The 24,531-nt window shown below is 43.6% G+C and carries 15 protein-coding genes and 1 tRNA gene; 12 read left to right on the top strand and 4 right to left on the bottom strand.

Features of this window, described 5'->3' with window-relative positions:
- Nucleotides 1-50: 50 nt before the first annotated feature.
- The 3 genes from BLR42_RS00175 to BLR42_RS00165 all read left to right on the top strand — a co-directional run bounded on the left by BLR42_RS00175 (nt 51) and on the right by BLR42_RS00165 (nt 3,128).
- A complete protein-coding gene (locus BLR42_RS00175) occupies nt 51-596 on the top strand; it encodes an NUDIX domain-containing protein (RefSeq protein WP_091865489.1) in 546 nt (181 codons plus the stop codon).
- On the top strand, nt 593-2,458 hold the full coding sequence (locus BLR42_RS00170; protein ID WP_091865486.1) for a C1 family peptidase: 1,866 nt from the start codon (nt 593-595) through the stop codon (nt 2,456-2,458). The genes BLR42_RS00175 and BLR42_RS00170 overlap by 4 nt, the downstream gene beginning before the upstream one ends.
- Before the next feature lie 370 nt (nt 2,459-2,828).
- Complete coding sequence (locus BLR42_RS00165; RefSeq protein WP_026497721.1) at nt 2,829-3,128, top strand: hypothetical protein; 300 nt, start codon at nt 2,829-2,831, stop codon at nt 3,126-3,128.
- A gap of 59 nt (nt 3,129-3,187) precedes the next feature.
- Here BLR42_RS00165 and BLR42_RS00160 read toward each other — a convergent pair whose 3' ends face one another.
- Entirely contained in the window at nt 3,188-3,880 is a 693-nt protein-coding gene (locus tag BLR42_RS00160) for a PilZ domain-containing protein (RefSeq protein ID WP_091865483.1), read from the bottom strand.
- A gap of 127 nt (nt 3,881-4,007) precedes the next feature.
- Here BLR42_RS00160 and BLR42_RS00155 point away from each other — a divergent pair, with 127 nt between their 5' ends.
- The 4 genes from BLR42_RS00155 to BLR42_RS00140 all read left to right on the top strand — a co-directional run bounded on the left by BLR42_RS00155 (nt 4,008) and on the right by BLR42_RS00140 (nt 12,105).
- Complete coding sequence (locus BLR42_RS00155; protein ID WP_242879144.1) at nt 4,008-6,569, top strand: ABC transporter ATP-binding protein; 2,562 nt, start codon at nt 4,008-4,010, stop codon at nt 6,567-6,569.
- Nucleotides 6,562-8,388 (top strand): ABC transporter ATP-binding protein, encoded by a 1,827-nt coding sequence (locus BLR42_RS00150; protein WP_242879143.1) that lies wholly within the window; start codon nt 6,562-6,564, stop codon nt 8,386-8,388. Before BLR42_RS00155 ends, BLR42_RS00150 begins: the two co-directional genes overlap by 8 nt.
- A 99-nt stretch (nt 8,389-8,487) precedes the next feature.
- Complete coding sequence (locus BLR42_RS00145; RefSeq protein ID WP_091865479.1) at nt 8,488-11,460, top strand: glycosyl hydrolase 115 family protein; 2,973 nt, start codon at nt 8,488-8,490, stop codon at nt 11,458-11,460.
- A 75-nt stretch (nt 11,461-11,535) separates the two neighbouring features.
- The gene (locus BLR42_RS00140) at nt 11,536-12,105 is read left to right on the top strand and encodes a hypothetical protein (protein ID WP_091865476.1); all 570 of its coding nucleotides are present in this window, start codon (nt 11,536-11,538) and stop codon (nt 12,103-12,105) included.
- 100 nt (nt 12,106-12,205) lie between these two features.
- Here the strand turns inward: BLR42_RS00140 and BLR42_RS00135 are convergent.
- From BLR42_RS00135 to BLR42_RS00125, 3 genes are all read right to left on the bottom strand, one after another.
- Nucleotides 12,206-12,277 (bottom strand) — tRNA-Trp (locus tag BLR42_RS00135).
- A gap of 123 nt (nt 12,278-12,400) precedes the next feature.
- A complete protein-coding gene (locus tag BLR42_RS00130; RefSeq protein WP_091865473.1) occupies nt 12,401-14,020 on the bottom strand; it encodes an alpha-amylase family glycosyl hydrolase in 1,620 nt (539 codons plus the stop codon).
- Between the two features lie 23 nt (nt 14,021-14,043).
- Nucleotides 14,044-14,586 carry a VanZ family protein gene (locus BLR42_RS00125; protein WP_022760585.1) on the bottom strand — a complete coding sequence of 181 codons (543 nt, stop codon included), beginning with the start codon at nt 14,584-14,586 and terminating at the stop codon, nt 14,044-14,046.
- Between the two features lie 157 nt (nt 14,587-14,743).
- Between BLR42_RS00125 and BLR42_RS00120 the strand changes: the two genes are divergently transcribed.
- The 5 genes from BLR42_RS00120 (at nt 14,744) to carB (ending at nt 24,426) form a co-directional block, all read left to right on the top strand.
- A complete protein-coding gene (locus BLR42_RS00120; RefSeq protein ID WP_026497717.1) occupies nt 14,744-15,211 on the top strand; it encodes a hypothetical protein in 468 nt (155 codons plus the stop codon).
- A gap of 40 nt (nt 15,212-15,251) precedes the next feature.
- Entirely contained in the window at nt 15,252-15,842 is a 591-nt protein-coding gene (locus tag BLR42_RS00115; protein ID WP_022760587.1) for a TetR/AcrR family transcriptional regulator, read from the top strand.
- Nucleotides 15,843-15,972: 130 nt separating this feature from the next.
- A complete protein-coding gene (locus BLR42_RS00110) occupies nt 15,973-19,848 on the top strand; it encodes a phosphoribosylformylglycinamidine synthase (protein ID WP_091865469.1) in 3,876 nt (1,291 codons plus the stop codon).
- A 20-nt stretch (nt 19,849-19,868) separates the two neighbouring features.
- On the top strand, nt 19,869-21,071 hold the full coding sequence (locus BLR42_RS00105; protein ID WP_091865467.1) for a carbamoyl phosphate synthase small subunit: 1,203 nt from the start codon (nt 19,869-19,871) through the stop codon (nt 21,069-21,071).
- A 70-nt stretch (nt 21,072-21,141) separates the two neighbouring features.
- Complete coding sequence (gene carB, locus BLR42_RS00100) at nt 21,142-24,426, top strand: carbamoyl-phosphate synthase large subunit (protein WP_091865464.1); 3,285 nt, start codon at nt 21,142-21,144, stop codon at nt 24,424-24,426.
- Nucleotides 24,427-24,531 lie beyond the last annotated feature (105 nt).

Here is a 24,531-nt window from a genome sequence, read left to right as displayed (position 1 = left end):
ATTTAAAATAATGAAAATATGGCTTAAATCAGCTATTTGGGGAGGATGCTATGAGCGATTTACTTAAAGATAAAAACGGATTAACAGAAGAGGAATATTTAAAGAATTACAATCCGGACAAGTGGAAAAAACCATCTGTTACGTCTGATATTTGTATAATAACAAATGATTCTAATAATAGAAAACTGCTTCTTGTAAAGAGGGGAAACCATCCATGCATAGGCATGTGGGCACTTCCGGGAGGATTTACCCAGGCCGGGGAGAGTATAGAAGAAACGGCTTCGAGAGAACTTGAGGAAGAAACTGCAGTAAAAATGGCTCCAAGCGACCTTGAGCTTGTCGGAGTCTACAGTAAGCCCGGGAGAGACCCCAGGGATTGGACAATTTCTATTGCGTTTCTTGCAGAGGTTGATGAAAATAAGGTAAAGCCTATAGCGGGTGACGATGCTGATGCCACCGGATGGTATAAGATTGAGGATACTGCGGAAGGAGTAAAGCTTTCCTGCGGTGATAATGTTTTTTATTCAAAGGACCTTGCATTCGATCACGAAGAGATTCTTCGTGATGCTTTAAAACTTATCAGGGGTAGAGGATGACGAAAAACAAAATGGCCGTCACTGTGATAAGGCTTACAGTGACGGTATTGTTTACATATGCAATCTGTGCATGCGCAAATAGTGAGGAAAACGAAGATCCTCCGGAACTCTTTGAGAAGATACCGGAGGGTGAGCATCCTTCTGAGCTTGCAAGAGCAATAACTCAAGTGGATGAGGATACCAAGTCTGCGCTTTCTGAAAGTAAAACAGATGATATTTCTGCAAGTGATGAAGCTCAGGAAGAAGCCAGTGAAGAAAACGGCGAAGAAATCGATATAGAAGAATTACAACCGATTGATATCAAAGAACTTGAGGTGAGCGAAGCAATTGTTATTGATGATGCTGATGAGGACCTTATAACCGCTGCAGATGGGACAGAAACAGACTATGAATCGATATCGGACGATACGGAATTGCCGAGTTTTTATACTTCCGATAAAACTGATAACAGGGATTATATAACAGCTGTAAGGAATCAGGGTGATACTGCACTTTGTTGGAATTTTGCGGCGCTCGGGGCTGTGGAAAGCGATCTTCTAAAGAAGCATGAGGATCTTGAGACGGATTCGCTTAACCTATCGGAGAAGCACGGAGCATACTATAACATGCATAAAGCCGAAGGCTCTGCAGGCGGTGGTATCGACGAAGACTATCGCGAATTTGTCTATGAAGAGGGTGATGGGTTTTTAAGCAAGTATGACACCGGCTATTTATCCGTTGGAGGTGTTACTGACTATTGCCTTAGTATTCTGACAGCCTGGAAAGGTCCTGTTGTGGATGAAAATACGAATTCAATACATGTTCTCAGAGGTCAGAACGATTTTTATACGCAAAATGCTGATGTACCTACTGATGCGTATGGGAATGCCGTTTGCCATGTCCAGAATGTCATGGAAGTTCCGGCTACAGAAAAGAACAGGGAACTTATAAAAAGGCTGATAGTAAAGCACGGAAGCGTGACGGCCAGTATTTGCGCTGATGATGACTATTGGACAGGCAAAAAGGTTGCGCTGTACGATTATAAAAAGTACGGAAACGGAAATTATGCCGATCATGAAGTACTAATAGTAGGTTGGAATGACGACTACCCTGCTGCAAACTTCATTACAAAACCTTCAGAGAATGGTGCTTTTATCTGCAGGAACAGCTGGGGTACCAGATACGGGGCATCGGGTTACTTTTATCTGTCCTACGAGGACAGTATCTTGTGTAATAACAATGTTGCTGCGTATGATTGTGCAATGCCGGAAGATGATAACTGGTATGATACGAATTATCAGTATGCAGGTTTTTTGACACATATCAAGGATCCGATAATCGACCAGGAAAATGTAGTTTACATGTTTGATAAAAATAACGCGGAGTATGGAATTGTCTTTTCACCGGAAAGTGATGAGGAACTTTCAGCCTTCGGATACTTTACGATGAGTACTCTTTCAAATGATACTGTAAGCATCTACGAGATTCCGGGAGAAACAGATGGTTCAAATGCAGATTATTACAGTATTAGTGTGTTCGGAAGCCCAATCATAACAATGGATTGCAAATCGATTACCGGAGGATATCACACGTTTTCTTTAACTGAAAAGATAGAGGTAAAAAAAGACAAAAAGTATATTCTGGTTATAAAACCCGGTAAGGAGCAGTACCTCGTCTATGAAAAGGCCATGGATTACACAACTGAGCAGCATAAGGATGAGTGGCATAACAATCTGGGATCAATACATACAGTGAGCACGGCAAGCGGTCACAGCTATCTGGTCGACAGCACCGGCAATTGCATGCTCAGGCAAGATGAAAGAGACTTCTTTGTGAAGATCTACACAAAGGAAATAAGAAATACAGATTTGATTACAAAATAAAATCCCCATTAATGGGAGGTGGCCATGCGATGGGGAGTCGCATGGCCATGTTGTATGAAAAAAGTTTTTTGGGGTTCAGAAGATGTTCTTCATCTCTGATGTGTTTATATTAAGATAAATATGTTGCCAAAATATGGACGGTTCATAAAGTAAAAATATTATGTTTATAAACTATATCTGTAATGTGTGAAGCAGAAATAAAAATTAACGGATTACCGTAGTCAAATTCAGAAAATCCCAGAATTTATGGGATTTTTAGTTTGTTAAAGAAATACCGATTCTTGCAATGTTATTTCGAATGTGCTATATTTTGTGGTAGGAAATGATTTAAACACAAATTCTGCTAATTGTGATTCATAGGAGGTTTGTAGTGGGGAGAGAAGATAAGACACCTGCAGAGATTCGTACCACAGATAAATTGAAGATTCAGAGAATCCTTTCTGAAGCCGGCTATATGGTTGAGATGGGAAACGGAAGTGTTCCGACAGTCGTTTGTAAGAGACGCGAGGACATGAGCAAGGATCTTCAGGCTATCCGTAAGATACTGAAGGAACAGCGATACGAAGGAAGCTTCGGAGTCCGCGCTCCACGTAAGACGGATGAGCTTATATCAAATGAGAATATAGATAATTCAGAAGTTATGGACGAGATGGTACCTGCAGCAGGTTGAGACTGATGATAAAAATAAGGAGTTGACTTATAATTAAGGCAACTCCTTTTTTATACCTATTACTGAACCACAGCATTCGCTTCATCCTGAGCAGACTCATCATGAACGGTAACCATTGAAAGGGACTGAGCTCTTTTGATCTCATCTTTCTGCTTTTTAACAGAGAGGATGTAGGTCATAAGCTGACTGTCGATACCACGCATCTTACAGCCTACTGCGTCGTAGGTTCCGATTTTGAAATTTCGTACAACTGTAAGGTTCATCTCAAAAGCTTTTGTATAACCGGCTGGCTTAAAGGTAAGCCTTATTGTGTCACCGGCTTTTGCTGTGGCGGATTTTCCGAGAAGAAGTGATAAACCGCGAATAGAAATATCATAGATAATAGCGCTTGTTGTAGTCACATGATTTATAACTGCTTTGCTGAGGGCATTTATTACATATCTTTCAGCCTTTCTCTGATTATCTGCATCGGATATCGCTTCGGTTCCCTTTAGAAGATAATATGTATCATTCCAGTTTTCATACGGAATAACTGACTCAAGATGGAAATTTATAGAAATACCGGAAGGCATCTTAGATATTGCTGTAGCCTGAGTAGCAGCGGGTATGGGTTGTCCGTGATATTTAAGCGGACCGACAAGAAGTGAGTCTTCCATAACCGAGATAGCTTTCGTCTTAATGTTTACCGGCATATTATCGATTAGTGTGCTCACGGTGAGTTCTGTTCCTTGAGCTAAAGCAGTGATATTCATAGCGCCCTCATACGTTTGAATAAAATGTTTATTTGTACATGAATAATTGCAACCTTATATATTAAATAATGGAAAACCACAAATGTAAAGTGAGTTTTCGTATAAAATTAAGCCGTGGTGAAAGTAAATGCCAAAAACTAATAAACTATATGAAAAAATAATTCCTAGATTTGTGCCCAATTCAGTAGTTCTGGCTCTTTTTTCCATTATTGCATTCTTTTCGGGACCTGTAAAGAAACGGATAAGAGAACTGCATTTCCGGGAAAACAGCAGGCTGTTTTCAGAGCATGCAGAACGTTTTCTTAAGAATACCGGGCACATAGAGAACCAGTCGGAGTGGACAGGTGTCTTATTTGGTACTCATAAAAAATCAGATATGTCTTACTCGGGCTGTGAAATAATAGCAACCTACAACGCACTTAGGAGTCTCGGCGATAAGAGCGATACTATACCTTATCTTATAAGATATTTCGAACAAAAAGGGATTGCACTTAAGGGTGGCTTTGGAATTACTCCGTCAGCGCCGTGCAAATTTTTTAGGAGCAGGGGCTTTGAAGTAAAAAAGCTTACCACAAGAAAAAAGGAGGATATCAATTCCTTTGGCGAGAGATATCGTACTTTTATCGTGACATTTTACTGGAATGTAAATAATATCAAAGATCAGCTTCATACAGTAAATATCTCGAAAGAGGCTGACGGCTTCTATATACACAACAATTATTTCAGGGCAAAGGGAGGCGGCTACTCACGTCAGGGGGCCTATTCAAGCCTTGCGGAGGCGATAGATAATCTTGGGGCCAATGCCGTGCCATTGGCTATTGTCTGTATTCGCCCTTCCACAGCCCATATAGATCGGAGGACTATGAAAAATACCGACGAAAGATTTACTACTAAAACATCACTGGTCCTGTATTTTTTAGAAGGGTGTAAAGCATTATTCCTTTCAGAAGTCATCTTTTCGATAATGGTGGCTTTTCTTGATATGGTTAATCCCAAAATCATACAGTATACGGTCGATTATCTAATCGGGGATTCAAATTCCCGCATGCCGTTTTATATGCAGATGATAGTCGATTTCACAGGTGGAAAAGAGTATCTAAGGGCGCATATAGCTATGATGGCTCTTATTGTAGTTATCATAGCATTTCTATGTGCTGTTTTCAGGTATCTCAATAAGCTGCTCAACTCGATGGCTGCTGAAAAGCTTATATGTAGGATGAGAGATATTCTCTTTGAGCATATCAGCCATCTGCCCTTTTCATGGCACAGTGAGAACCATACGGGTGACATTATTCAGAGATGTACATCAGATGTGGAGACAATCAAGAACTTTCTCTCTGAGCAGTTGACCGCACTTTTCAGAATTGTGATCATGATAGGGCTCGGATTAACATTCATGTTTCAGATAGATGTGAAGCTTTCACTGATTTCAGCAGCATTCATTCCGGTAATCGTACTGTATTCGCTTTTCTTTCATAACAGGATCGGAAGTGCCTTTGAAAATGCGGATATCGAGGAGGGAAAGCTCTCAGCTATAGCGCAGGAGAACCTGACCGGAGTCAGAGTGGTAAGAGCGTTTGGACGTGAGAAGTTCGAGCGTGAGCGCTTTGAGAAAAAGAACACAGAATATACTAATATGTGGGTTCACCTAATGAAGTTGCTGGCAGCCTTCTGGACATCAAATGATCTGATATCAGGCTTTCAGGGTATGACGGTACTTGTGATGGGTTCTGTATTCTGCGTACAGGGGCGAATTACAGTGGGTGAGCTCATAGCATTCGTTGCATACAATGCTATGATTTCTTGGCCTGTGCGACTTCTGGGGCGTGTTATATCCGAGATGAGTAAGGCCGGCGTTTCCATTGACAGGCTTCGTTATATCATGAACTCCGAGGTGGAGAAGGATGACGAGGATGCCGGAGAACCACCGCTTAACAAGGATATAGAGTTTAATCATGTGAGCTTTACTTATGAAAACGGGACAGCAGAGATTCTTAAGGACGTCAGCTTTAAGGTTGAAGCAGGGAAGACTGTGGGTGTGCTTGGAGGAACGGGTTCCGGAAAATCGACACTTATGTACCTTCTTGACAAACTCTACAACCTTCCGGAGAGTGGTGGAAGCATTACTATAGGCGGAGTCGATATTCGCAAAATCAAGATGCATTACTTAAGGGAAAACATCGGTTTCGTGCTTCAGGAGCCATTCCTGTTTTCGAGAACGCTTTTTGAAAACATCGGAATTACCAGTAAGTCAGCTAAGATGGAGGATGTCAGAAAAGCTGCTAAGATGGCGTCGCTTGATGACACCATTAAAAATTTCGATGAGGGCTACGATACCTTCGTAGGAGAGCGTGGAGTAACCCTTTCAGGCGGACAGAAGCAGAGGACTGCGATAGCGCAGATGCTCATTACTAACCCGCCGATTATGATCTTTGATGATTCGCTTTCAGCTGTTGATACGGAGACGGATGCCAAGATAAGGGCAGCACTTGATAAGTATGCGGGAATGGCTACAACTATCATTATTTCTCACAGAATAACGACGTTGATGCATGCGGATCAAATTATAGTACTTAGTCACGGAAAAGTGGTAGAGGAAGGAACTCATGACGAGCTCCTTGCTGAAAACGGCCTTTACCGCAGAATTTATGACATACAGATTCAGGGAGGAGGTGAAGGTATTGCCTGAAAATGATACCAATAAAACCGTCACCAAGCTTCCGTGGTTTGGAATACCAAGACTTATGCCGTTTTTGAAACCGTATCTGCCCAAGATGGCAGTTATGGTCTTTCTGGGGAGTATGGTAAGTCTGGTGGATTCGGTTGTACCGCTTTTTAACAGATATGCACTAAATAATTTCGTTGCCAGGGGAACGATTAAAGGAATAGGCATCTTTGCTTTTGTTTACGCTGTTATTCTTATACTTAAGCTGATTATGGACTTTACCAGTGCGTATATGTGCGGCGAAATAGAGATGTCTGTGGACAGGGATCTTAGAAATGCAGCATTTAACCATCTGCAGGAGCTGTCCTTTTCATACTTCAACCAGAACAATGTCGGTTATATTCATGCCAGAGTTATGAGCGATACAGGCAAAATCGGTATGATGTGTGCCTGGAGAATGATGGATATAGTCTGGAACGGCAGTTACATATTATTTGTATTTATAGTTATGCTCACGGTTAATGTAAGGCTTGCGCTATACGTTCTTGCACTTGTTCCGATTGCAATAGTGCTTGTTATTTATTTCCAGAAGCATCTTATCGTGCTTAACAGGAAAATACGAGAGCTGAATTCAACGATAACAGGTAATTTCAATGAGGGCATTACAGGTGCCAAGGCAATAAAAACACTTGTTGTTGAAAAGAAGATTCAGGAAGATTTCATGGAGGATACAGAGAAGTATAGAAAAACCGCAGTTCATGCGACGCACTTTTCTGCAATGTTTACGGCCTCGGTAACAATGCTTTCGTCCTGTGCGCTGGCTCTTGTGCTTTGGAGAGGTGGTATGATTACGATGGAGGGTGTTATGGAGATAGGAACGCTTTCGGTTTTCTTATCCTATGCGCTCGGAATACTTGAACCCATACAGAATATAATTGTTACGATTTCCGAACTTATTGCTGTTCAGGTAAATGTGGAGAGACTTACGAGACTACTTAACACAGAGTCTGATGTTGCTGATTCACCGGAGGTTGTCAGGAAGTACGGAGATACCTTTAATCCTAAGAAGGAAAACTGGGAAGAACTGGTGGGAGATGTAGAGTTCAAGGATGTATCCTTCCACTATCCCGACGGAACCGAGTATGTGCTGGAACATTTTAATCTGAAGGTTCCGCAGGGAAGTAACGTAGCTATTGTCGGCGAGACCGGAGCAGGCAAGTCCACACTTGTAAACCTCGTTTGCAGATTTTTTGAGCCTACCTCAGGACAGGTGCTTATAGACGGAAGGGATGCAAGAGAGAGATCGCAGCTGTGGCTTCACAGTAACATCGGCTATGTTTTGCAGACACCGCATCTTTTCTCGGGAAGTGTCAGAGAAAATCTGAAATATGGCAATCCGAATGCGACTGATGAGGAGATATGGGAAGCACTCAGGCTGGTATCTGCTGATAAAATTGTAAACAGGATGGAGAAAGGCCTTGACAGTGATGTCGGAGAGGGCGGAGATATGCTATCGACTGGTGAAAAGCAGCTCCTGTCCTTTGCAAGAGCTATTCTTGCAGATCCCAGAATACTGGTACTCGATGAAGCTACTTCTTCCATTGACACCGTGACAGAGAAAGCCATACAGGATGCCATATCAGTTGTTATCAAAGGTCGAACATCCTTTATGATTGCCCACAGATTATCAACTGTGGTTGATGCCGATTTCATACTTGTTGTAAGAGACGGAAAGATAATAGAACGCGGAACCCACAAGGAACTCATGAAGAATATCGGCGGTTATTATCATCAGCTCTTCTCCAGGCAATATGAGGAGATGGAAGTTAAAGCAGCACTCTAAAATCATGCCTTCCCCTTGGGAAGGATGTGAAGTTAATTAAAGCCTTCCCCTAGGGGGAAGGTGTCAGCGTAGCAGACGGATGAGGGGATAATTATAAATATGGATAAATTCACTATATTCAGTAACAATATACCTGCCACTTTTCTTATCGAAGAGGAGAGCTTTGAAGGGATTAAACTAATAGGAAAAACTGTCGCAGAGGACATACAGAGTGTGACCGGTATAATGCCTGAGATTATCCGGGGCATATTGGACATGCAGGCAGAAAACGTTTCTGAAAGTTCATGTGAAAATATCATTCTCATGGCTACCTGTGGACACAGCCCGGTTCTTGACAGTCTTGAGTCCCTTGGAAAGATAACGACAAAGGACATAGAAGGTAAACGTGAAGTCTATAAGATATCACTTGTTGATGAACCTTTCCCTGAGAATGGTCATGTAAAGCAGATGCTTGTGATTGCAGGAAGTGATAAACGCGGAACAATCTACGGAATGTTCAGACTTTCTGAGATGTGCGGAGTATCTCCGCTGATTTATTTTGGAGATGTGACACCACTTAAAAAGAACGAGATAATCCTAAAGCTTGATAAAGACATTGTATCCAAGGAGCCTTCTGTTAGATATCGAGGATTTTTTATTAATGATGAGTGGCCTGCCTTTGGAAACTGGGCTACAGAGAAATTCGGCGATGTGAATGCAAAGTGCTACAGGAAGATATTTGAACTCCTTCTAAGGCTGAAGGGCAATTACATGTGGCCTGCCATGTGGAATTCCAATTTCTCGGAGGATGGTCCGGGGCTTCTTAGCGCTGAACTTGCAGATAAGCTTGGCGTAGTGATGGGGCTGTCTCATCATGAGCCTATGTGCAGAACAGGTAACGAGTGGCAGCAGCAGTATAAAAAATACAGTGACGATAACACCTGGAGCTTTTTATCAAATGAAGAGGGCATTACAAAGTTCTGGGAGGACGGAATAAACAGGAATAAGGCATTCGAAAATGTGATTACCATAGGTATGCGCGGTGAGGCGGACTCAAAGCTCATGCCTGAGGATGCTACACTTTCAGATAATATCAGGGTTATAAAGAAGGCTATTAAGACTCAGGATGACCTTATCAGAAGAAATGTGAATGAGGATATTTCAATGGTGCCAAGGATGCTCGCTATCTACAAAGAGGTAGAGGACTACTATTTTGGTGATGAGTACACCGAGGGACTAAAGGACTGGGATGAGCTTAAGGATGTCATCTTTTTACTTAGTGATGATAATCACGGTCATGTTCGAGCACTTCCTACCGATGATACAAGAAATCATCCGGGCGGATTTGGAATGTATTATCATTTTGATTATCATGGCGCTCCTGTCAGCTATGAATGGGTCAATTGTACGAGACTGACTAAGACCTGGGAACAGATGAGCCTTGCTTACGAATCAGGAGTGAGGCAGATGTGGATTGTGAATGTGGGCGACCTTAAGCTCAATGAGTATCCGCTTTCATTTTTCATGGATATGGCATATGACTATGAAAAATATGGTGAAAAGTCTGTTAATAAGATAGAGGAGTATGTCTATGGTTGGATTAACAGGCAATTTCCCGGTGTTAGCGATGAGCAGAAAAAAGATATCGCTAAGGTGCTCGAGGGTTATACGAGATTCAATGCGCAGAGAACGCCGGAGACTATGAATCCGGATGTATATCATCCCGTGAACTTCATGGAGGGAGACAGAGTCTGGAGAGATGCAAGGGATATACTTGATACTGCTGACAGATTAAATAGAGAGCTTAGAGATGAAGCACTTACTGCATACAGGAGTATGATTTATTATCAGGCTGCAGCAAGCCTTAACAATGTGCTTATGAATGTTGAAGCAGGTATGAATAGAGAGCTTGCTCTTAGAGGCTGCGTCTATGCAAATCATTATGCTGAGTCTGTCAGGAAAAGGATCGAGGAGGATATCCGATATGTTAATGAGTTCCATGAGTTTAATGACTGCAAGTGGAAACATATGATGAGCTCTGATCACACTAATTTCAGAAGCTGGGATGCATATAACTGGACATACCCTACGGTATCGGTTGTTTCGCCAATTCACGGGCCTAAGGCAGCAGTGTCATTCAGGGGTGAAAAGATAGTAAACTATGGTGCTCATTGGCAGTGCCCGCCTGCACCTGTAAGCTACGGATTTACAAGACCTGAAACTACGGAAGTCTTTCTTGATATTGACAGTAGAGGTGATGTGAGTTACGTTTATGAAATTGAGAATGATATTGATTGGCTTATTTGCAAGAATGCTAAGGGAAGAGTAGAAGTTTCGCGAAGCAGAGTGGCAAATCTCATAGCAGAAGACGATAACGGCACTTCAAGTGACGGAAGGAAAACTGTATGTTTTGCAAAAAGGGGAGAGCTGATAACCGGAAAAATCGAGGCAAAAGCCAAGGTGAAGATTAGCTTTGATGATGGCACTTTTACTGATGTGGACATCATTTTTAAAGCTGACAAGGAGAACTACCCTGATGGTTATAGTAGAGAAAACCTCTATATGGAAAAATGTGGAATCATCACAGTAAATGCTGAGTGTTTTCATGAGAAAAAAGATGTGCGCGGAGCTGGCTTTAAGGTAGTGGATTATCTTGGAAAGAGCGGCAAGCCTGCAATCAAGGTATTCCCTTCGACTTCAAATTTTGATAAAAAGGAAATCCTTGATGGAAAGGCTCCTTTGGTGAAATACAATGTACTTGTCGAAGATGATGGTGTTTATACATTGGATTTCCATCTTGCCATGACTAATCCCATAGTAAAAGGGGGACTCCTTAAGTTTGGCTACGCAGTAAATGAATCTGAAATTATAATCGAAAACGCCTTGAAAGATGGCTATTTTACAGATTTTCCATGCAGGCAGTGGTGCGACGACGTCCTTTCACACGAGCATACAAAAAGTGTTAAGGTAAGCCTTCATAAGGGGATAAATACTATCACGCTCTATGCAGGAGATGCCGGCGCAGTATTCGACAAGCTGGTACTTTACAGAGAGGATGTTATACTTCCGAAAACATATTTATATCGACAATAAGTTCTACTCAGTAAGCCTTGTAAAAGCAAAAGCTAAGAAATAATCATTTAAATATTATATCCGGAGGGAAAAAGTATGAAAAATCAGTTTTTAAAAGTTAGTGCTGTCGCAAAAAGATTTTTGGCACTCGCACTTATTGCGGCACTTGTTTTAGCCAATCCTTTAAGTGTTGAAGCTAAAACAAAGGTAAAGACATTAAAGTCAATCAAGAATAATGTCGGTAACCTCACAGTAAGCGTTGCAAATTCATGTGCAACTGAGATTAAAGCAGGCAAGAGCTACAAATTCAAGCTCAAGCAAAAGAATCATAGAGGTTTATCATATGTAAAATTCACAGCTCCTGCTACAAAGGATTATACATTCACATTATCTAAGTTAAGTACACCCAATGGCAGCTATGCAAATGGATTCTACACTTTATACAAGCAGCAGGCTGATGGTGTTGATGGACTTACTTCTTACGATAATATCAAGACCAACGCTCCCGGTGAAGGTTATTTTGCAAGCAGATCAGGCAACAAGCGGTTCCCTAAGACAAGAAAGCAGACAGTAAGTCTTAATGCCGGTGATACAGTATATATCTTCTTCGACACTTTGGCAATTCTTGCGAAGCACGTTACATTTAATTTCAAGGTAAGTAAATAATTACTATGATATAGGTGTCAAAAGATACTTTTGACACCTATATCATTTTTATAAACAATAAAACCGCTTAACCATTATGATTAAGCGGTTTTGTTTTGAGCAGGGGAAGCAGGATTCGAACCCGCATGAACGGTTTTGGAGACCGCAATACTAGCCATTGTATGATTCCCCTATCCTTGACGCTTTATGTCGCCAACGAATGAAATTATATCACAGTAATATGGTGATGTAAACATGTTTTTTGAACTTTTTACATCTAAAAATAGTGTGCTGTTACTACGCGCTTTTTAGGGCTTTACTTTGTCAAAACCGCGAATGAAAAGGCAGGAAGAGTAAGGGTGTTCCCATCCAGTACTGCGTCTTCGCCACCGGTTGAAAGAGATGCTCCAAAAGTCTTGAAGCCATCAGCATCATCACTTTTGGCTAAATCGATCTGAATCGGCTCTTTACCGTTATTCAAAGCAATAAGAATAACAGAGTCTGTATCTGATATTTCTTTTGTCCATACAGCACAGCGATCGCCGCAAAGCTGATCAAGGATAGCGCACTTCCCACGTGCTATTGCAGGATAAGCATTCCTTATTCTGATTGCTTTTTTATAGTAATTGTAAATAGAAGACTCATCATTTTTCTGATCTTCAAGGGTACCATAGGTCATCTCGATTTTATCCATACCGGAAGGACCTTTGGTTATGCCTTCAGAACCCGATTCGCCCCACTGCATGGGAGCGCGCTTGTTCTCATCTTTTCCGGAACCCTTCATTCCAAGCTCTTCACCATAGTATATGAAGGCGTTACCGCTCATAAGGAGATTCAGCGCTCCGGCTAGCTTAGTGCTGTCTGTCGCATTTTTTCCAATATAATAACCTGCACTTCTTGCCATATCGTGATTGGTGTAGAAGGGGGCGTTCACATAATCCTCTGAAAAAGATGAAAAGAGTTTATCCTCGTCAATCTGTTGTTGTACGTATTTTATAGGTTTGAGCTTGCTCTTTGCGCATTTAGCGATGGCACCTTCACTTCCGGAAAAATCGAAATCAAAGAGCGAATCGATACCACTTGCATAATATTTGGAATAGGTCGAAGAGTTGGTCCAGGCCTCACCTACGATGTAAGCATCCGGATTTAAGGTCTTCACAGCACTTACAAATTTCTTAAGCTCAGCTGTGCTTGCATCGGTATCATCAGTTGTAAATGACGTGACAGCATCCATTCTGAAACCGTCGCATCCAAGATCAAGCCAGAACTTTGCGATGTCTGAGAATTCATTTATAACCTTTTCATTATCAAGGTTGAGATCAGGCATCTCGGACCAGAATCTGCACTCGTAGTACCAGTCGGTACCTGCAAGCTTCTCAAAGCCTGTCGCAGACTCTTTTGAGAAATTATAGTAGTCAAAGTAGGGACATTCCGCAGAATCGGGCTCTGCACCTTCAGGCAGATTCTTCAGATAATCGCAAGCTTCTTTAAACCATGGGTGCTGAGAAGAGGTATGATTCATAACCATGTCATTGATAACACGGATTCCGCGCTTGTGAGATTCTTCAATGAGCTGTTTGTAATCATCAATGGTTCCGTACTCGGGATCGATGTCACAGTAATCGGTCACATCATATTTATGATATGTAGGAGATGGACAAACCGGCATAAGCCATATCTGATTACAACCAAGATCTTCAGCTGTAGAATCATCTCCGTCATTTATGTAATCAAGCTTGTTGATCACGCCCTGCAGATCCCCGATTCCATCACCATCGCTGTCACAAAAGGAGTACACGAAGATCTCGTAAGTGGTGCGATAGTTATCATCGATGGTGGTACTTTCTTTTTTATTTCCACATGCAGAAGTGCTTGCCATTAAGCAAAGTGTAGAGACAAGACTTATATATTTGAGTCTTTTGGAATACTTTTTCATACTGTTTTCTCCCCCTGTTGTTTTTACTCCCTGACTTCCTTGTGGTTCGACAGTGGCCTGAAAATGGTCATACGCCCTGTCCAGCCGACAATTCTTGTAATTATGACTCCGGCAAGCACGCCGCAACTGTCGATAATGATGTCCTTCTTCTGAGGGGAGCGGCCGGCGATGAATGACTGGTGGTATTCATCGAGGCAGGCATAGCCTACGCATATTGCACCGGCAATAATAACAAGTGGAAATCCCCTAAGCCCATAGACATAGAGCGGAAAAGCAACCGTAATAGCAAGAAGCATATATTCCGAAAAATGAGCAAGCTTCCTTATATAATACTGATATGTGGTACTTAGCTCTGAAATATGGGCATCAGTCCATCCCTTATCTAGAACATCATTGGTTACGTTCAAAACCTCAACCCCGACTTTGTAGCTAAGAGCTGAGCTTGCATCGGCATTTTGGTCAGAAAAATTAAAAATCAGGCACATCATTACAATTGCAGGCAGAAACGAAAGGGGCTTTAAAACAAAGCGCAGCGTCTGCTTTATATATAGAAGAAAATATTTCATATTTTATATTCCTTTTTCTATCTGTGAAAATTGGTTAGGAACAAGTATACAGCAAAACTATTCTTTGAACAAATTTCCATATATATTTTTTTCTTTCTTATGTTATAATTCATTGAGATAAATTTTCTTAATATATTGAATCCGAGGGGGCAGAGATATGTTTGAAGGAAAAGACGGCGAGAACAGCGTAGAAGATATCATTTCAAGATATAAGGATGATGTTGCGAGCCTTGCACCTTACATAACATGGCTTAAGGAGCATACCAAGCAGCAGGTTGCAGAGAGTTACTCCAACAGCGAATTATCCAAATCAATGCCGTTTCCTGTCTATGATTCAAATCTTCTGAGCTTTGTAAAACAGGCACAGCAGACGAAGATGATGAATCGCAACTATACATATGTCTATACAAGAAATCATCTCCATACATATAAGGATGAACTTCTATTTATAGAAGATGCTGAGATCACAGACATGGATGACCTTGCAGGAATTCTCTCAAGATACATTCTTGAGGGTCAGACCAAGGGAACCGTGTGGGCCGAGGGTGTTTATACCGGAGTCCTCTATGCTGTTGTTTACAAGATGGATGATCTCATACACTTCTGGGGTACAATGTCGTATTAAGAAGATTATGAACTAACTTTTGATTTCAGGAGTTTTACTAATGGGTGAGAAATCTGCTCAGAAAAGAAAATACATTCTGGAAAAAGCCCGCGAAGTATTCGCGGAAAAGGGATTTAAAAATGTCACCATGAAGGATGTCGTAGAAGCTTGTGACATCAGTCGTGGAGGGCTTTATCTCTATTTCTCGTCCACTGAAGAAATCTTCCTTGCCGTATTGTCTGAAGAGACAGCGGATGAGGATGAGGAAGCTATTTCAAAAGCGTTGAATAATGACGCTACTGCCGGCGATATGCTGGCTCTTTTCTTGAAAGAGCAGAAAAAGGAAATTCTTCGAAAGAAGAACAGCCTTGTTATTGCCACTTATGAATATTTTGCAAACAGGGATATTCCCGCCTCTGACAATCCGCTTCGTAAACAGTTCGATACCGGAGTTCAGATTGTTCAGGCTTTAATTGAAAACGGAATACGTTCAGGCGAGTTTTTCTGTGCTGATCCGTATGGATGTGCCCGCAACCTTATGTATGTGGTTGAGGGTCTTAAAGTATCCGCTAAAACTATTGGTGTTAGCGAGTCCGCGGTTGACCGCGAATTGTTATATATATTGGAGGGCTTAGTGCCCGCAGATAATTAATCAGTGTTTTTCGACACTGATTTTTTGATATAAAAATAGTCTTCTTGTTCGGGCCTTCCCCCTGGGGGGAAGGTGTCAGCGAAGCTGACGGATGAGGGGATGACATTTATAAACTATCAGGAGGAGATTTATGAGCCAAGTCAGAAGAGTCTATGTGGAAAAGAAAGCACCCTATGCCGGAAAAGCTAAGGAACTCCGTAAGGAGATCAAGAGCTATCTCGGTATTAAGAGTGTATCCAAGGTAAGGGAGTTCATCCGTTACGATGTGGAGAACATTTCGGATGAGGTATTTGAAAAAGCCTGTACTACAGTTTTTTCAGAGCCCCCGGTTGATATCCTTTATCATGAAAAGATCGAGATCCCGGAAGGAGCAAAAGTGTTCAGCGTTGAGGCGCTTCCCGGACAGTTTGATCAGAGAGCTGACTCAGCAGTTCAGTGTGTACGTTTTATTAAGGGTGACGAGGAGCCTGTTATCCGTACAGCTGTGACCTATATGCTGATGGGAGACATTACTGATGAGGAACTTTCCAAAATAGAAGAGTATGTAATGAACCCCGTTGATTCAAGAATTGCTGATGAAGAAAAGCCCGAGACTCTTGTGGATAATTTTGAAGAGCCTGAGGACGTTAAGATCCTTGATGGATTTAAGGATATGGCAGAGGATGAGCTTAAAAAGCTCTACGAGTCCTTCGGTCTTGCTATGACTTTCAATGATTTCAAGTGGATTCAGCAGTACTTCCACGATGATGAGAAGCGCGATCCCTCAATGACAGAGATCCGCGTTCTTGATACATACTGGTCAGATCATTGCCGTCATACAACCTTCGGCACAGAGCTCAAAAACGTAAGCTTTGGTGATGGCTTCTATGCTGCGCCTATCAAAGCTTCATATGATAAATATCTTAGCGCGAGAGAAGACGTTTACGCTGATCCTAAAAAGCGCGAGGAGAAATTCATCTCCCTTATGGACATCGCCCTTATGGGAATGAAGAAACTTAAGAAAGACGGAAAGCTAACAGACATGGAAGAGTCTGAAGAGAATAACGCATGTACAGTTGTTGTTCCTGTAGATGTTGACTACGGTAACGGCCCTGTAAAAGAAAACTGGCTCGTATTTTTCAAAAATGAGACGCACAACCATCCTACAGAGATTGAGCCCTTCGGTGGTGCTGCCACATGTCTTGGCGGCGCTATCAGAGATCCGCTCTCAGGAAGAGGTTATGTATATCAGGCAATGCGTGTAACCGGTGCGGCTGATCCTACGGTTCCGGTTGCTGACACACTTAAAGGAAAGCTTTCACAGAAGAAGCTTGTTCGCGGTGCTGCTTCAGGGTATTCAAGCTATGGTAACCAGATTGGACTCGCAACAGGCTATGTAAAGGAAGTTTACCATCCTGACTACGCTGCAAAGAGAATGGAAATCGGTGCTGTTATGGGCGCTGCTCCCCAGGAGCACGTTATCCGTGAGTCATCCGATCCCGGAGACATCATCGTGCTTCTTGGCGGTAGAACAGGACGCGACGGCTGCGGCGGTGCAACAGGTTCATCCAAAGCTCACACAGCTGATTCAATCCTTACCTGCGGCGCTGAGGTTCAGAAGGGTAACGCACCTACAGAGCGTAAACTTCAGAGACTTTTCAGAAGACCCGAGGTTTCAGAGCTTATTAAAAAATGTAACGACTTTGGTGCCGGCGGTGTATCCGTTGCAATCGGCGAGCTTGCAGACGGTCTTGACGTAGATCTCGACAAGGTTCCGAAGAAGTATGCAGGTCTTGACGGAACAGAACTTGCGATCTCCGAGTCACAGGAGAGAATGGCAGTAGTTGTGGATCCTTCTCAGGTAGATAAGTTCCTTGAGTATGCTGCAGAGGAAAACCTCGAGGCAGTTAAGGTTGCGGTTGTTACTGAGGAGCCCAGACTTGTCCTTAAGTGGAGAGGCAAGAAGATTGTAGACATCAAGCGTTCATTCCTTGATACCAACGGCGCTCATCAGGAGACTGAGGTTGAGGTTCAGATTCCTGTAGCTGAAGATAACTATTTTGATAAGTATGCGTGCAAAGCTGCAGGCGAAGCACTTAAGAATAACGATGTAAAAACAGCATGGCTTTCAGAGATGGAAGACCTCAATGTCTGCTCGCAGAAGGGCCTCGTTGAGATGTTCGACTCTTCAATCGGCGCAGGCACAGTGACCATGCCTTACGGAGGAAAATACCAGCTGACAGAGACTCAGTCCATGGTAGCTAAGCTCCCTGTTCTCGGGGGAAAAACGGATACCGTAACAATGATGGCTTACGGCTTCGATCCTTACCTCTCTTCATGGAGTCCGTACCACGGTGCAGCTTATGCAGTAACAGAGTCTGTTGCCAGAATCGTAGCAACAGGCGGTGATTATAAAAAGCTTCATCTCACCTTCCAGGAGTACTTCCAGAGAATGACAGCTGACAAGACCAGATGGAGTCAGCCGCTCACAGCCCTTCTCGGATCCTTTGAGGCACAGCTCAGATTCGGTATCGCATCAATCGGCGGTAAGGATTCAATGTCAGGATCCTTCTTCTATGAGGGTGATGAAAAGAGAGCATCCGGTGAGATCAACGTTCCTCCGACTCTTGTATCTTTCGCAGTGGACGTTGCAAAGCAGAGTGATGTCATTACTCCCGAGCTTAAGAAAGCCGGAGATATGCTCATCGAGCTTCCGATAGACAGGGATGAGTACGGCCTTCCTGATTATGAAAAGGTTATGGCCAGATACGATGAGATACACGACCTTATGCAGAAGGGGTATGTTTCCGCAGCTTATGCAATTGATTCCTACGGCGTAGCAGCAGCTATAAGCCGCATGGCGTTCGGTAACGGATTCGGTGTGAAGATCGCGGGCTGTGTGAAAAATGAGGATCTTTTCACAAACAGAATCGGAAACATCCTGGTGGAAGTTCCAGCAGACAAGGCCGGAGAAGTACTCGCGCTCAGAGAAGCAAGAGAAATCGGTGTTGTTACCGATGATAAGAAGTTCACTATCGGAAACGTTGAGATTTCCGAAGAAGAGGCTCTTGAAAACTGGAAGAACAAGCTTGAAAAGGTATTCCCTTCAGTAGCACCCATTTCCGAGGAGGATACCGAAAGCGCAGATAAGAAGAGCATCTTCGATGATGGCGCGCTTACAAAAGAATATAAGACTTCTGATATATATGTTTGCAAAAACAAGACAGCAAAGCCCACAGTTTTCATCCCGGTATTCCCCGGAAGTAACTGTGAGTACGACTCTGCTCAGGCCTTCGAGAGAGCAGGTGCTGACACCATAGTAAAAATCTTCAGAAACAGAAATGCGGAGGATATCGTAGAGTCTGTTGCTGAATTTAAGAAGGCAATCGAACAGGCACAGATCATCATGTTCCCCGGCGGATTCTCAGCAGGTGATGAGCCTGACGGAAGTGCCAAGTTCTTTGCAACAGCTTTCCAGAATGAGAGCATCAAAGAGGCAGTTAACGACCTCCTTCAGAAGAGAGACGGTCTTGCACTTGGTATCTGTAACGGATTCCAGGCTATGATCAAGCTTGGCCTTGTTCCCAACGGACAGATTACAGGACAGAACCCTGAGAGCCCGACACTTACCTTCAACACAATCGGACGTCATATCTCAACCATGGCGTACCTCAAGGTTGTCAGCAACAAGTCACCCTGGATGCAGGGCGCTGAACTCGGCGGAGTTTATGTAAATCCCGCATCCCACGGTGAAGGAAGATTTGTAGCACCCGCAGATGCCCTTAAGAAGCTCTTCGAGAACGGCCAGGTTGTTACACAGTACTGCGATCCCGAGGGTCAGGTACATCTCGACAATCTCTGGAACATCAACGGTTCCTACATGGCAGTTGAGGGTATCACATCACCCGATGGCAGATGCCTTGGAAAGATGTGCCACTCAGAGAGAAGAGGAGACGGCGTAGCTGTTAACATCTTCGGCGAGCAGGACATGAAGATATTTGAGAGTGGCGTGAAGTACTTCGGATAATAGATATATAGGAGGAGCGAATGAAAGCATTTTTGATCTTAGAGGATGGCACAGTTTTCAAGGGCCATGCCATAGGCGCGGTAAAGGAAGTAATAAGCGAAATCGTATTTAATACTTCCATGGCGGGCTATACAGAGGTCTTTACTGATCCGTCCTATGCGGGACAGGCGGTCTGCATGACCTATCCGCTTATCGGAAACTACGGCGTGTGCAAGGACGATATGGAATCCGAGCGCATCTGGCTGGACGGAGTTATAGTCAGAGAGCTCTCTGACGTGGCATCCAATTTCCGATGCGACATGACAATCCAGGAATTTCTTGAAGAATACGACATTCCGGGAATAGAGAGAATAGATACTCGCAAGCTCGTTCGCATCCTTCGTGAAAAGGGCACAATGAACGGAATGATAACCACTAACGAGAATTACAATCTTGATGAGATCATTCCCAGGCTCAAGGCATATACCACAGGAAAAGTTGTGGAGAAGGTTTCCTGCAAGGAAGAAAAGAACATTGCAGGAAGTAAGGAACTCTCTGACAACGGACCGCTTTCCGGAAGTGCGGTATTTAAGAAGGAAGACTATGAGGCATCCTTAAAGGGAGATCTTTCCAAGAGAGAAAAGCGTCCCAGCCTTGTTAAGGAGCTTAACGGCAAAGGCCTTAAGGTTGCACTTCTGGATGTCGGAGCGAAGGACAATATCGCCGCATCCCTGGCTGCAAGAGGCTGTGATGTGACTGTATATCCCTTTGATACATCGGCAGAGAAGATACTTGAAGGAAAACCGGACGGCATAATGCTTAGTAATGGCCCCGGCGATCCGAAGGAATGCACAGGCGTTATCGAGGAAATTAAAAAGCTCTATACATCGGATGTTCCGATTTTCGCAATCTGTCTTGGACACCAGCTCATGGCACTTGCAACAGGAGCGGATACCTATAAGATGAAGTACGGTCACCGAGGTGGTAACCACCCCGTCAAGGACCTGGAGACCGGAAGAGTTTATATATCATCCCAGAACCACGGCTACGTTGTAGATACCGACAAACTCGACAGCAACGTTGCGGTACCTGCTTTTGTGAATGTAAACGACGGAACAAATGAAGGACTTAAGTATGTAGGAAAGAACATCTTCACAGTCCAGTTCCACCCTGAGGCCTGCTGCGGACCCCAGGACAGCGGATACTTATTCGATAGGTTCATTAACATGATGAAGAATAAATAAAAGCCTTCCCCTTGAGGGGAAGGTGGCGCGAAGCGCCGGATGAGGTGTTGAACTAGAGAAAGGATATAAAATGCCAAAAAATTTAGATGTGAAAAAAGTTTTGGTTATAGGTTCGGGACCGATTGTAATCGGTCAGGCGGCGGAGTTCGACTATGCTGGAACTCAGGCCTGCCGCTCCCTTAAGGAGGAGGGCATCGAGGTTGTCCTTGTAAACTCCAATCCTGCAACCATCATGACAGATAAAGACATAGCGGATGAGGTTTATATTGAGCCTCTCACAGTCAAGGTTCTCGAGCAGATCATTGAAAAGGAAAAGCCCGACAGCGTTCTTCCTACTCTTGGAGGACAGGCAGGACTTAATCTTGGAATGGAACTTGCAGAGTCAGGCTTCCTTGAAAAGCACGGAGTAAAGCTTCTTGGAACAACAGCTGAGACTATCAAAAAAGCTGAGGACCGTCAGGAATTCAAGGATACCATGGAGAAAATCGGCGAGCCCTGCGCAGCTTCACTGGTTGTGCATAACGTCGACGACGGTGTGGCTTTTGCTGAGAAAATCGGATATCCGGTGGTTCTCAGACCTGCTTTCACACTTGGCGGATCAGGCGGCGGAATTGCACATAACAGAATCGAGTGTGAGGAGATTCTTGAAAACGGACTCAGACTTTCAAGAGCTAATGAGGTTCTTGTTGAGCGCTGTATTGCAGGCTGGAAAGAGATTGAGTACGAGGTTATGCGTGACGGCGCAGGTAACTGCATCACCGTCTGCAACATGGAAAACATTGATCCCGTAGGTGTTCACACAGGTGACAGCATAGTTGTTGCGCCTTCACAGACACTTACCGACAAAGAGTACCAGATGCTCAGAAGCGCAGCTCTCAATATCATAGATGAGCTTCAGATTACCGGTGGATGTAACGTGCAGTTTGCGCTTCATCCCACTAGCTTTGAATACTGCGTAATTGAGGTTAATCCCCGTGTAAGCCGTTCATCGGCTCTGGCTTCCAAGGCAACAGGTTATCCGATTGCCAAGGTTGCTGCTAAGATTGCCCTCGGTTATACACTTGATGAAATTAAGAACGCTATTACTGGAAAGACCTACGCCAGCTTCGAGCCTACACTCGACTACTGCGTAGTTAAATTCCCCAGACTTCCTTTCGATAAGTTTATTACGGCAAAACGTACACTCACAACCCAGATGAAGGCGACCGGTGAGGTTATGAGTATCTGCACCAACTTTGAGGGTGCGATGATGAAGGCTATTCGCTCACTTGAGCAGCACGTGGACTGCCTTACAAGCTATGACTTTTCAGAGCTTGACGATGACGAATTAAAGGACAGACTCACCATCGTGGATGACCAGAGAATCTGGGTTATCGCAGAGGCGCTTCGCCGTGGAATGAGCCATGAAGAGATTCATAAGATCACTATGATTGATCTCTGGTTCATTGATAAGATACACAAGCTTGTCAAGATGGAGCTTAAGCTCCTGAGGCTTGGTGAAAAGAGCACAATAGCACGTCATAAGCCCTCCGAGGAGAACGTCCCCGAATTTGAGGAGGCTAAGAAAATCATAAGCGCGGATACACTTCTTAAGGCTAAGAAACTTGAGTATCCCGATAAGGTAATAAGCAGACTTACAAGATTTTCAGTTGAAACAATTAAGGCTCTGAGGGACTTCTATGGAATCAAGGCAGCCTACAAGCTCGTTGATACCTGTGCTGCGGAGTTTGCAGCTGAGACACCTTATTACTACTCAGTTTACGGCGATGCAGATGAGGAAAATGAGGCAGAGGACGAAGGAAGCGGCAAAAAGAAAATCCTTGTTCTCGGTTCAGGTCCCATCAGAATCGGACAGGGTATCGAGTTCGACTATTGCTCTGTTCATGCAACCTGGGCTTTCGAAAAGGCAGGTTATGAGACCATTATCATCAACAATAACCCTGAGACGGTTTCAACCGATTTTGATATAGCGGATAAGCTCTACTTCGAGCCCCTCACTCCCGAGGATGTTGAGAACATAGTAAGACTTGAAAAGCCCGACGGAGCGGTAGTACAGTTCGGTGGACAGACCGCAATCAAGCTCACACAGGATCTTATGAAAATGGGTGTCAAGATTTACGGAACCAAGGCTGAGGATGTTGATGCAGCAGAGGACAGAGAAATCTTTGACAGAATCCTTGAGGAGACTGGAATTAAGCGCGCTGAAGGTGCGACAGTTTATACAGCAGAGGAGGCTAAGGAGGTAGCAAACAGACTTGGCTATCCCGTACTTGTTCGCCCTTCCTACGTACTTGGCGGACAGGGAATGCAGATTGCGCTCTCTGATAAAGAAATCGAAGAGTTTATTAACATAATCAACAGAATCGCTCAGGATCATCCGATACTTGTAGATAAGTATCTGCAGGGCGTTGAGACTGAGGTAGACGCAGTGTGCGACGGAGAGAATATTGTTATCCCCGGAATTATGGAACATATCGAGAGATCAGGTATCCATTCCGGAGACTCCATTTCGGTTTATCCCGCACAGTCACTTTCCGACAAGGTAAAGCAGACCATCGCCGATTACACAGAGAGACTTGCAAAAGCGCTCCATGTAATCGGACTCATAAACGTACAGTTCATCGCAGTGGGAGATGAGGTTTACATCATCGAGGCGAACCCCAGATCCTCAAGAACCGTTCCTTACATCAGTAAGGTTACGGGCATTCCGATTGTTGATCTTGCAGCTCAGGTAATGATGGGCAAAAAGCTCACAGAGCTTGGTTATACACCTGGACTTCAGCCCGAGGCAGAGCATATCGCTATCAAGATGCCGGTATTCTCCTTCGAGAAGATCAGAGGAGCTGAGATTAGCCTAGGACCTGAGATGAAGAGTACAGGTGAGTGCCTTGGTATAAGCAAGTCATACAGTGAGGCTCTTTACAAGGCCTTCATCGGAGCAGGAGTAAAACTTCCTAAGCATAAGCAGATGATAATCACCGTTAAGGATTCGGATAAGGGCGAGGTTATCGACATAGCAAGACGCTTTGAAAAGCTTGGCTATATCATCTATGCAACACGCTCAACGGCTGACACGCTTAACGAGAACGGCGTAAAGGCAAGGAAGGTTAACCGTATCAGCCAGGAATCACCTACGGTCATCGACCTTATTCTCGGTCACAGAATAGACCTTGTTATCGACACACCCACTCAGGGACGAGACAAGAGCAGAGACGGCTTCCTGATTCGCCGTACCGCTATCGAGACAGGCGTTAACGTAATCACCGCACTCGATACAGCTAAAGCGCTTGTTACAAGCCTTGAGGATACCTACAAAGAGGATACTCTTGAGCTTGTGGACATCGCAAAAATCTAATGAATTTGTAAGATTGGAGGCTGTAAAAGGCCTCCAATTTTTTCTGCCATTTTCATCCTTTTTATGGTAAGATATTAGCACTGTGTAAAAAAGGAGAATTTGGGG

The sequence above is a fragment of the Butyrivibrio sp. INlla16 genome (assembly GCF_900104155.1).
Lineage (GTDB): Bacteria > Bacillota > Clostridia > Lachnospirales > Lachnospiraceae > Butyrivibrio.
This window is presented reverse-complemented; position numbering and strand designations above follow the sequence as displayed.